Source organism: Ruminococcus sp. CAG:57 (assembly GCF_000435935.1).
Lineage (GTDB): Bacteria > Bacillota > Clostridia > Oscillospirales > Ruminococcaceae > Hominimerdicola > Hominimerdicola aceti.
In genome coordinates this window covers 1-10,725 of the sequence record NZ_FR890755.1, presented here as the reverse complement: position 1 = coordinate 10,725, position 10,725 = coordinate 1, and the positions used below count along the sequence as shown (strand labels likewise).

At 46.0% G+C, this 10,725-nt stretch carries 10 protein-coding genes; 9 read left to right on the top strand and 1 reads right to left on the bottom strand.

Going from position 1 to position 10,725, the window contains the following annotated elements:
- The 9 genes from QVO88_RS08135 to rpiB form a co-directional block, all read left to right on the top strand.
- A partial coding sequence (locus QVO88_RS08135) for a hypothetical protein (RefSeq protein ID WP_288177904.1) occupies positions 1–867 on the top strand: 867 nt, incomplete at its 5' end.
- A 17-nt stretch (positions 868–884) separates the two neighbouring features.
- Entirely contained in the window at positions 885–1,604 is a 720-nt protein-coding gene (locus QVO88_RS08130) for a zinc ribbon domain-containing protein (RefSeq protein WP_022287999.1), read from the top strand.
- A 55-nt stretch (positions 1,605–1,659) separates the two neighbouring features.
- Positions 1,660–3,120, top strand: coding sequence for an SPFH domain-containing protein (locus QVO88_RS08125; RefSeq protein WP_022287998.1), 1,461 nt, complete (start codon positions 1,660–1,662; stop codon positions 3,118–3,120).
- A gap of 206 nt (positions 3,121–3,326) precedes the next feature.
- Complete coding sequence (locus tag QVO88_RS08120) at positions 3,327–4,997, top strand: formate--tetrahydrofolate ligase (protein ID WP_022287997.1); 1,671 nt, start codon at positions 3,327–3,329, stop codon at positions 4,995–4,997.
- Between the two features lie 303 nt (positions 4,998–5,300).
- On the top strand, positions 5,301–6,479 hold the full coding sequence (locus QVO88_RS08115; protein ID WP_022287996.1) for a DUF3810 domain-containing protein: 1,179 nt from the start codon (positions 5,301–5,303) through the stop codon (positions 6,477–6,479).
- Positions 6,479–7,276 carry a hypothetical protein gene (locus QVO88_RS08110; protein ID WP_022287995.1) on the top strand — a complete coding sequence of 266 codons (798 nt, stop codon included), beginning with the start codon at positions 6,479–6,481 and terminating at the stop codon, positions 7,274–7,276. The genes QVO88_RS08115 and QVO88_RS08110 overlap by 1 nt, the downstream gene beginning before the upstream one ends.
- A 4-nt stretch (positions 7,277–7,280) precedes the next feature.
- Entirely contained in the window at positions 7,281–7,736 is a 456-nt protein-coding gene (gene tsaE, locus QVO88_RS08105) for a tRNA (adenosine(37)-N6)-threonylcarbamoyltransferase complex ATPase subunit type 1 TsaE (RefSeq protein ID WP_022287994.1), read from the top strand.
- The gene (tsaB, locus tag QVO88_RS08100) at positions 7,717–8,406 is read left to right on the top strand and encodes a tRNA (adenosine(37)-N6)-threonylcarbamoyltransferase complex dimerization subunit type 1 TsaB (protein ID WP_022287993.1); all 690 of its coding nucleotides are present in this window, start codon (positions 7,717–7,719) and stop codon (positions 8,404–8,406) included. The genes tsaE and tsaB overlap by 20 nt, the downstream gene beginning before the upstream one ends.
- Before the next feature lie 12 nt (positions 8,407–8,418).
- A complete protein-coding gene (gene rpiB, locus QVO88_RS08095; protein WP_022287992.1) occupies positions 8,419–8,856 on the top strand; it encodes a ribose 5-phosphate isomerase B in 438 nt (145 codons plus the stop codon).
- Positions 8,857–9,058: 202 nt separating this feature from the next.
- Here rpiB and QVO88_RS08090 read toward each other — a convergent pair whose 3' ends face one another.
- Positions 9,059–10,357, bottom strand: coding sequence for an O-acetylhomoserine aminocarboxypropyltransferase/cysteine synthase family protein (locus QVO88_RS08090; protein ID WP_022287991.1), 1,299 nt, complete (start codon positions 10,355–10,357; stop codon positions 9,059–9,061).
- Positions 10,358–10,725 lie beyond the last annotated feature (368 nt).

Genomic DNA, 10,725 nt, shown 5'->3' with positions numbered 1-10,725 from the left:
GACCTTGTTAAATACACCTGCTCACACTGCGGAGCGGAGATAATCACCGACCGCTCAACTGCAGCAACAGTTTGCGTTTACTGCGGAAATGCGGTAATAATGGGAGAGCAGATAATAGACAACTTTTCCCCAGACTATGTTATACCTTTTAAAGTGCCGAAAACTCAGGTAATGGACGTTTTCAAAAAATTCAGCAATAAGCCTCTTACACCGAAAGATTTCAACTGCGATAGGGTAGTGGACAAGATGCAGGGCGTTTATATCCCGTTTTGGCTCTATTCAGGAAACTGCGAAGGCTCCATTACTGCAGAGGGTATAAATACAAGAACATGGACTTCCGGAAACTACAGATACACTGAGAAAAAGTATTATTCAGTTTACAGAAACGGAACCCTCGATTTCAAAGCTGTTCCTGTGGACGCTTCTTCAAAGACTGACGATGACGCTATGGACTCTATCGAGCCTTTTGATTACTCGGAAATGACAGCGTTCAACCCAGGTTATCTTTCGGGATATCTTGCAGAAAGATATGACGAGGGTAAGGATAAGTGCCTGCCTAGGGCTAAAGAACGTATCGAGAACACAACTCGTGACGAACTTAGAAATACTTGTAACTACAACAGTGTAAACGTTCAGTCATATGAAAAGCACACCGAGATAAAGGACGTTAAATATGCTATGCTTCCAACATGGCTTTTGTATACAACCTATCAGGATAAGCCTTATTTCTTTGCAATGAATGGTCAGACAGGTAAATTTATCGGAAACCTGCCTATAAGCAAGGGAAAGCTTGTGGCTTACTCGCTTCTTGGAGGCGTGGGCGGATATATTATCGGAGCTATACTTCAGATAATGGGAATATTCTAGTAGGGGGTATCAGCTAAATGCCTGAAATATCAACGGCGCTTATAATAAAAATAATAGTTATAGCGGTCGCCATAGGCGGTGGTATAGCGGTGATATATTCTGTGAAAAAAGCGGTATCGAACGCCATTGGCAGACAACTGAGCCGTGCCAACGACCTGCTAAGGACCATAAATGACGCAACTGAGGAAAGACAGAACAACGCCATGCAGTTTACTTATGTTGATCCTAATGTGGTGAACAACATAAAGAGAGATTTTCCTGACTATGATGAAAATATAGCAAGGAGCATAGTGGAAAACACTGTGATGAAATATTTTCTTGTTATAAACGGAGAAGCAAGCGAGAATCAGCTTGAATACTGTACCGAAGCGTTCAAGCAGAGAGCAGCCACGATGGCAAAAGACAACTTGTCAACGGTTACGCCAAAGCATTATGATGATATACATATCCACAAGTCGCAGGTGGCGTCTTATCATAGAGATCATGACGCTGCAACGGCAAAGTTTCAGGTATCTCTTGAATACAAGCTCAACGGGATAAAGGCACAGCACATTTATGAGGCGGATTATTCATACTATCTTTCAATGGGGATAGAGGGCGAAAACGCCAGCCTTATATGTCAGTTCTGTGGAGCACCTGTGGACACCGCAGGCTCAGTTTGTCCTTACTGCGGTTCTGAGATACACAGCTCTGTAGAGCGCACATGGAAAGTCAGCAGGATATCCATGCTGAGATAGACAAGTTTAAAACCCCTTGGGGTGAAATAATACAGACAACGAAAGGAATTTAACTATGGGACTTATTAAGATGTTTACATCAGCAGTCGGCTCAACATTTGCCGATCAGGTAGTAGAGTACTTCAGATGTGAGGATATGTCAACTAAGATACTCTGCCAGCCGGCTACTCTTGTTAAGAGAGGAAAGACTGTGAACAACGGCACAGAGGGCGTTATCTCAAACGGTTCACGCTTTGACGTTGCGGTAAATCAGGCGGCTTTGCTTATCGAGAATGGCAGAGTACACGATTTTGTTATTGGTACACAGGAAACAGCGGGTCAGTATAAGTATGATTCAACTGTATCTCCGTCACTTCTTGGCGGCGGCTGGGGTGACCTTGGCGCTTCTATCAAGGAGATAGGCAGAAGATTTACAGCAGGTGGTCAGGCTATGAACACCATGCGTCTTATCTACATAAACCTCAGACCTCTGCCTGGAAACAAGATAGGCTTCGGCAAGATACCTTTCAGAGACGGCGAAATGAACCTCACTCTTAACGCACAGGGTCATGGTCAGTATGAGCTTCAGATCGTAAACCCTATGAACTTCTATGAGAACGTTGTTCAGAACGTAAATAAGGTACTTACTGTTGACAGCCCTGACGGCGTGGCAGTTCTCGGCCAGCTTAAGGCTGATATGACACCTAAGTTCCAGAAGGCTCTTACAAGGATATCCGCTCAGAAAATACCATACGATCAGCTTGGTCTTTATCCTGATGAGCTTGCTGAAGCAATGAATGCAGAGCTTGAAGAAAAGTGGGCTACAAAGGGTGTTAAGATAACAAGCCTTGCTATTGAGCTGAACGTGGACGAAGAGTCAAAGCAGAGAATCGCAAAATTCCAGGAGGCAAAAACTGTTGGAAGTGATCCTTCAATGCTCTATGCTATGGACAGAATGTCTATCAACAAGGCAAGAGAGGCAGCGGCAAGCAACTCAAACGGTGTTATGGCAGGCTTTATGGGCATGGGCATGGCAGGCGGCATGATGGGTCAGCCAATGGACGCAACAATGTATCAGCAGCAGATGCAGCAGAACATGATGAATCAGCAGGCTGCACAGGCAGCTCCACAGCAGGCAGCTCCAGCGGCTGCACCAACACAGGCTGCACCTGAGAACGGCTGGACTTGTGCTTGCGGAACAAAAAACACAGGAAAATTCTGTGCTAACTGCGGACAGCCTAAGCCTGAGCCAAAGCCGGCAGCAGACAGCTGGAAGTGTTCATGCGGCACAGAGAACACAGGAAAGTTCTGTGCAAACTGCGGTTCACCAAAGCCTGAGCAGCCAGTAGGCTGGACTTGCTCATGCGGAGCAGTGAACAAGGGCAAGTTCTGCGCTGAGTGCGGAAAGCCAAAGCCTGCATCAGAGCCGCTTTACAAGTGTGACAAGTGCGGCTGGGAGCCTGAAGATCCGAAAAATCCTCCTAAGTTCTGCCCAGAATGTGGAGATCCATTTAACGATAACGATATTCAGAAATAATTCTTATAGTTATTTTGAGCCGTCCTGCGGAATGCGGGGCGGCTCTTTTTTGTGGGGCGATGTTCGGAAATGTGTCGGTTTATATAGTTTGTTTACATATGAAATATTGAAATCATCACGGATATGTGATATAATACATAGCGTATGATATTTTATATGGGTCTTTACCGATATACTAAAAATTTTTCCGAAAGGACTTGATCTAAATGCTGTCAGATATCGAAATCGCAAAGCAGGCGAAAATGCTCAAAATTGGGGAGGTCGCTGCTAAGCTCGGCATCTCAGAAGATGAATATGAGCCTTATGGTCACTACAAGGCTAAGCTTTCTGAGTCGCTTTATGCTAAAACTAAAAATGATCCAGATGGTAAGCTTATTCTTGTTACCGCTATAAACCCTACACCTGCAGGAGAGGGCAAGACCACTATTTCCGTTGGATTGGCTGAGTCTATGAACAAGATAGGTAAGAAAGCTATACTCGCTCTGAGAGAACCTTCTCTTGGCCCTGTTTTTGGTATCAAGGGCGGTGCGGCTGGCGGTGGATACGCTCAGGTCGTTCCTATGGAAGACATCAATTTGCACTTCACGGGAGATATGCACGCTATAACTGCGGCTAACAACCTGCTCTGCGCCCTTATCGACAACCATATGCAGCAGGGAAATGAGCTTCACATTGACCAGAGAAGGATACTTTTCAAGCGCTGCCTTGACATGAATGACAGAGCGCTGAGAGATATCGTTATCGGTCTTGGCTCAAAGGTGAATGGTATTCCTAGAGAGGATTCTTTCCAGATAACTGTCGCTTCTGAGATAATGGCTATTCTTTGCCTCGCTTCCGATCTGGCTGACCTTAAGGCTAGAATTGAGAAGATACTCGTTGCTTACACAACTGACGGAAAGCCTGTTTATGCTAAGGATATAGGCGGTTGCGGTGCTATGACTGCTTTGCTGAAAGACGCTTTGAAGCCTAACCTTGTTCAGACGCTTGAGAACAATCCTGCTCTTATCCATGGCGGTCCATTCGCTAATATCGCTCACGGCTGTAACTCAGTAAGAGCCACAAAGCTTGCTTTGAAGCTTGCTGACTACACTATCACTGAGGCTGGCTTCGGCTCTGACCTTGGCGCTGAGAAATTCTTTGATATCAAGTGCAGATACGCTGGTCTTAAACCAAGTTGCGTAGTTCTGGTGGCTACTGTAAGGGCATTGAAATACAATGGTGGTGTTCCGAAAACTGAGCTTACTAACGAAAATGTTGAGGCTCTTGAAAAGGGTATCGTAAACCTGAAAACTCATATTGAGAATATGCACAAGTTCGGTGTGCCTGTAGTTGTGGCTATAAATAGATTCCATACTGATACTGAGGCTGAGCTGGCTGTTATCGAGAGAGTTTGCGGTGAAATGGGCGTTGAGTTCTCACTGGCTGAGATTTTTGCAAAAGGCTCTGAGGGCGGTATCGACCTTGCGGAAAAGGTTTGCAAGACTATCGAAACAAAGCCGTCTGAGTTCAAGCCACTTTATGACGAGAAGCTCCCTATCAAGGATAAGCTTGATATACTTGCGAAAGAGATATACCGTGCAAACGGCGTGATCTATACAAAGCAGGCTGAAAAGGCTATAAAGGAGATCACTGACCTTGGATTCGGGGATATCCCTGTTTGCGTGGCTAAGACGCAGTATTCACTGTCTGACGACCCGACAAAGCTTGGCAAGCCTGAGAATTATGAGATAACAGTAAGAGATGTAAGGCTTTCAGCCGGTGCAGGATTTGTGGTAGCTTATACGGGCGATATTATGACAATGCCTGGTCTGCCTAAGAAGCCTGCGGCTTATAATATCGATTGCGATAATGAGGGCAATATCTACGGATTGTTCTAAGCCGTTTAAGTGAGGAGTGAGGAATTGGCATAGCCGACCGAACAAGTCACTTTGATAGAGTAAATACCGAGCGGAGCGATTTTGCGGCGTGGCAAATGTAGGGGACGGCGCCCTCGACGTCCCGTTTTTGGGAGCGACGAGGTTTGAATTTATACAAACCATGTAGGCGACCAAGACGAGCGAACGCTGTTCGCCCCTACACGATTTGTGCGATAAGATAATTTGTAGGTAAGCAGATAATAAGTCGGGTAAACAGGCGCGTTGAGATAGCAGAGTAAAATACATGAACCGAGGTGAGCGGCAGTGACAGATACAGCGGTGAAAAAGAGTGCGGAAAGTGTGAAAATGCCTGAGAACGGCAAGAAAAAACATCTCTCTTGGCAGGTCATTGCCTGCGTTTGCCTTGTGGCAGTCAGCGTGGTGCTGAACGTGATCGCCTGGAAAAGTACGGCGTTCTGCGACTGGTATACGGCTCACGTTTTTCCAATTTGGGAAAATACATATGGCAGGCTCACTTCGCTGTTGCCGTTTTCCTTCGGGGAACTGCTTATTGCGGTGGCGGTTTTTGGTATTCCGCTTTCGCTGGTGGCTATGCTGGTGCTTGTGATAGTCAGAAAAGGCAAGAGAAAGAAAACTGCGAAAATTTTCGGGCTTGTTTATATGTGGATAGTCACTTTTGTGGTGACGGTGCAGACCTTTAACTGCTTTGTTATTTATCATTGTTCAAGCTTTGCAGAGCTTAACGGCATACCAACGGAACAGCACACCAGGACGGAGCTTGAAGCTCTTGGCAACAAGCTTGTTACGGAGATAAATGCGCTTAGCAAAGAGGTGGAGCGTGACAGCGAGGGAAAATTCGTGCTGACCGCTGACCTTGACAAGACGGCTCAGGAGGCCATGCGTGGGCTTGGGAGCGAGTTTAAAAATCTCGGGGGATTTTATGTCACTCCGAAAGCTATAAAATGCTCGTTCTTTATGAGCCAGATGGACCTTATGGGCATCTATTTCCCGTTCTCTATGGAGGCTAACTACAATCAGGATATGTATAAGGCGAAGCTTCCTGACACCATTTGTCATGAGCTTGCTCATACGAAAGGCTACATTCAGGAGGACGAGGCGAATTTTATCGCTTTTATGGCGTGCGACAAATCGGACAATGCTGATTACCGCTATTCGGGCTATCTGGCGGCGCTTGGCGAGGTTAGAAACAAGATTTTTGACTATGCTTCTGACGATAAGAAGATAGAATTTGACAGCTCTATCTGCGACGAGGTGTGGGCTGATATGGAAGCAAACTGGGACTACTGGCGGAGCGTTGACGAGGCTAAGGACACTGTTTTCGACAGCGAGGCGGTGGGGGAGATATCTGACAAGGCAATGGAAAAATCTCTGAAGCTCAATGGCGTTGAGGATGGCAAGCAGTCCTATGGCAGAATGGTGGATCTTATGCTAAACTACTTCAAGGACAAGGGTGAGCTGTGATGAAAATTCTTGCGGTCATTCTGTTTCTCGGGATAATGCTCAGTTCATGCGGAAACAAGGCGGACAGTGAAAGGCTCAATGATTCGGCTTTTACCACTACTGCGGAAAGCTCTGTGGTGGATAGTGACAGCATGGAAGTTGACGAAAGCTCGCAGGTCGGTAATGAGAGCGATATTCAGGGCGACAGCTCGGAGGACGATATGAAGTGGCGGCTTTTTGAGGACACTTATAAGGAAACTGACAGCGGCAGGGCTGCGGAAAATTATGCTCACAACAAGGGCATAAATATAGAGGGCTTTGTGAAATACGGGCAGGAAAATCCCCCTGTGTGCGATCTGATGCTTGGCGAAACCAGGTTCGCAGGGGTAGGCTGTGAGGTCATTGCGGCTTATAATTATCTCACATACGAGGGCTTTGAGCCTGACATGGCAAAGCTTGCTTATGATTTTGAAAAGAATGCTCTTATTGCGGCGGACGGCTCGCTGGGGTCTAATCCTAGAAAAATAAGCGGTCTTTTTAAGGCAATGGGAGTGGGATACAAGAGATTTTATAAGGCTGATGAGGCTCAGGCGGCTGTTGAAGAGGGCAAGCCTGTGATAGCTTCTTTCCATAGCGGGTTGAATATTTTCAGCGGTATCCACACGGTTTTCGCTGTTAAAGAGGAGGGCAGGCTGTATGTTTACAACTGCTACAATTCAGCGGCGGACAAGACAGAGGTGGAGAGCATTTATCAGCTTATGAATAAAAACAGCCTTTTTATTGTGGGCTACACGGAAGATGACGGTCAAATGAGGTGATAGGTTGACAAAGGTATACAAAACATCATCTGCGGCGGAAACTATCGCTTTGGGTGAGGAGATAGGCAGACGGCTGAAAGGCGGCGATCTTATCGCTTACAGCGGTGGTCTTGGTGCAGGAAAGACTACTATTACAAGGGGAATTTCTATTGGCATGGGACTTGGCGACGAGGTGACTTCGCCCACGTTCGCACTGGTGAACGAATACCGTGGGGACAGGCTCAGCCTTATACACTTTGATATGTACCGCATAAATTCGGCGGACGATCTGGAAACTACAGGCTTTTTTGACTACATGGACGAAGACACTGTGCTTGCGGTGGAATGGTCGGAGAATATTGCTGAGGAGCTTCCTGAGGACGCTTTGAGGATAGATATTCAGCGCATTGACGAGGACAGCAGGGAGATAAGCATAACTGCACCTGAGGGAGATGATAGATTTGAAGATATTAGCTATTGACACAAGCGGAAAGGTCGCTTCAGTGGCGGTGACGGACGGAGAGAAGCTTCTTTGGGAGAAGTCTGTATACACAAAGCTCACTCATTCGCAGGTGATATTGCCTATGGTGAAGCAGGCTCTTGAGGAAACAGGGCTTACTTACGCTGACCTTGACTGTGCGGCTATTGCAAAGGGTCCGGGGTCTTACACGGGACTTAGGATAGGCGTGGCGGCTGTAAAGGGAATGTGCTTTGGCTGTGAGAGTTTAAAAAGCGCAGGAGTTTCCACTCTGCTTTCGCTGGCGTACAACTGCATAGATTTTGAGGGCAGGATAATTTCTGTTATGAGGGCAAGGCCTAAGATAGTTTACGCAGGCGAGTTTCAGTGCAAAAACGGCGTTATCACGAGGATATCCGCTGACAGAGTTTGCCCTGAAGAGGAAGTTTTTTCGGGAGAGTTTTCTGAAAAAACAATGCTTGTGGGTGACTGTGCGGCAGAGATAAAGGCGAAATATTTCGCTGACAACGAAAATGTTCAGCTTGCAAGCTATGTGAACAGGCTGCAGAGGGCTTCGTCACTGTGTCTTGCGGTGGAGGCTCAGCCTGAGATAATGGTTTCGGCGGACAGGCTGGAGGTATCATATTTGCAGGCTACAAAGGCGGAAAAGGATAAGGCACATAGGGATAAATAGGAGGAAATTAATATGAAAATTGCTATTGGCTGTGACCATGCAGGTCCTGAGCTTAAGGCGGAGATATTGGCACATTTGGACGAAAAGGGTGTGGAATACACTGATTTTGGTATTCAGGCAGGAGAGAAAGTGGACTATCCTGACAAGGCAAAGGAAGTTTGCGAGAAAGTGGCTTCGGGCGAATACGAAATGGGAATACTCATATGCGGAACTGGTATTGGAATGTCAATGAGCGCAAACAAGATAAAGGGAATAAGAGCGGCTTGCTGTTCAGACTATTTCTCTGCTAAGTATACAAGAGCGCATAATGACGCAAATGTGCTTTGCATTGGTGCGAGAGTGCTGGGGGCAGGCTTGGCTATCGAGCTGGTGGACGTTTTCCTTGAAACGGAGTTTGAGGGTGGCAGACATCAGAGGAGAGTGGATAAGATCTCTGAGCTGGAGAAGTAGTGAGGAGTTAGGAGTGAGGAATTAAGGTATCGCCTTGTGGCGAAGGATTTTTTTCTGACTTTTTGCTTTATGGAGCAGGGCGGCTTGTTGTTGCCCTGCTTTTTTTATGGGTACAAAAACGGCTGACAAGCTTTTCGCCTGTCAGCCGTTTCTATATTGAGGTTTGTATTTTTAGGTAAAAACCGTAATGGCAAGGTTTTTATTAGATAGCGTCGAATGCTTCGCTGAGATCGTAGATGATATCGTCGATATGCTCTGTGCCGATAGAAAGTCTGATAGTATTTGGCTTGATACCCTGATCTGCAAGCTCTGCTTCGTTAAGCTCTGCGTGTGTTGTTGATGCTGGGTGGATAACCAGTGACTTAACGTCTGCTACGTTTGCAAGGAGTGAGAAGAGTTTCAGGTGGTCGATGAAGTTCTGAGCTGTCTTTGCGTCGCCCTTTATCTCGAATGTGAAGATAGAACCACCGCCGTTAGGGAAATACTTCTTGTAAAGTGCCTGCTGGCTTGGATCGTCTGATACTGAAGGGTGATTTACCTTTTCTACCTTTGGGTGCTTGTTAAGGAAGTCAACTACCTTAAGTGCGTTCTCAACATGACGTTCAACTCTCAGAGACAGTGTTTCAAGACCCTGCAGGAAGATGAATGCGTGGATAGGTGAAAGTGTTGCACCTGTATCACGAAGAAGGATCGCACGGATACGAGTTACAAATGCTGCGCCAGGGGCTGCGTCTGCAAAGCTTACGCCGTGGTAGCTTGGGTTTGGTTCTGTGAGCTGTGGGAACTTGCCTGATTTCTTCCAGTCAAACTTGCCGCTTTCAACGATAACTCCGCCGATTGTTGTGCCGTGACCGCCGATAAACTTTGTTGCAGAATGGATAACGATATCTGCGCCGTACTCGATAGGTCTTACGAGATATGGAGTAGCGAATGTGCTGTCAACGAGAAGTGGGATATTGTGTGCGTGTGCGATATTTGCGATAGCTTCAATATCAACTACGTCTGAGTTAGGGTTGCCAAGAGTTTCGATATAGAGAGCCTTTGTGTTCTCCTTGATAGCTTTTTCAAAGTTAGCTGGGTCAAGCGGATCGACAAATGTTGTTGTGATGCCGTAATCAACAAGAGTGTGTGCAAGCAGGTTATATGTGCCGCCATAGATGTTCTTTGCAGCTACGATATGGTCGCCTGCAAGGGCTACGTTCTCAATAGCGTATGTTACTGCTGCTGCGCCTGATGCAACTGCAAGAGCTGCTGTGCCGCCCTCAAGAGCTGCGATACGTCTTTCAAAAACGTCCTCAGTTGGGTTTGTAAGTCTGCCGTAGATGTTGCCTGCGTCCTTAAGAGCAAATCTGTCAGCGGCATGCTGTGAGTTATGGAAAACGTATGATGATGTCTGATAAATAGGAACGGCTCTTGCGTCTGTTACAGAGTCTGCTGTTTCCTGACCAACGTGGAGCTGGAGTGTTTCAAATTTAAGATTTCTTTCGTTTATTGCGCTCATTTTAAATTACCTCTTTCATTAAATTAATGTTTTTTTAAATCCGATAAAAATTTTTTGTTACTGAACTTTATGCTGATTTTAACAGCAACACATACAGCATATACACATTCGTGAATCGTACGCTGTTTTCAGTTTCAGTATTTTTACACTCATTTTCAACGCCTCATTTCAAATTCATATTAATCCTAGTCGTTTAGTATGTTTTAGCGTATCTATACTATACCACACCCATAGAGGAATGTCAATAGGTTTAAGATGATTTTTCGCATTTTTGTGAAAACTGATATTAATTCTATCAATTTAGTAGGATTTAAGGGCAAAATGCACAAGGGGAAGTGAGGAATGAGGAGTGAGGAATGAGGAGTGAG

Bases quoted from the DNA above. Each gene is read 5' to 3' on its own strand.
- QVO88_RS08130 (WP_022287999.1), top strand. From the start codon at position 885: ATGCCTGAAATATCAACGGCGCTTATAATAAAAATAATAGTTATAGCG.
- QVO88_RS08125 (WP_022287998.1), top strand. From the start codon at position 1,660: ATGGGACTTATTAAGATGTTTACATCAGCAGTCGGCTCAACATTTGCC.
- QVO88_RS08120 (WP_022287997.1), top strand. From the start codon at position 3,327: ATGCTGTCAGATATCGAAATCGCAAAGCAGGCGAAAATGCTCAAAATT.
- QVO88_RS08110 (WP_022287995.1), top strand. From the start codon at position 6,479: ATGAAAATTCTTGCGGTCATTCTGTTTCTCGGGATAATGCTCAGTTCA.
- rpiB (WP_022287992.1), top strand. From the start codon at position 8,419: ATGAAAATTGCTATTGGCTGTGACCATGCAGGTCCTGAGCTTAAGGCG.
- QVO88_RS08090 (WP_022287991.1), bottom strand. From the start codon at position 10,357: ATGAGCGCAATAAACGAAAGAAATCTTAAATTTGAAACACTCCAGCTC.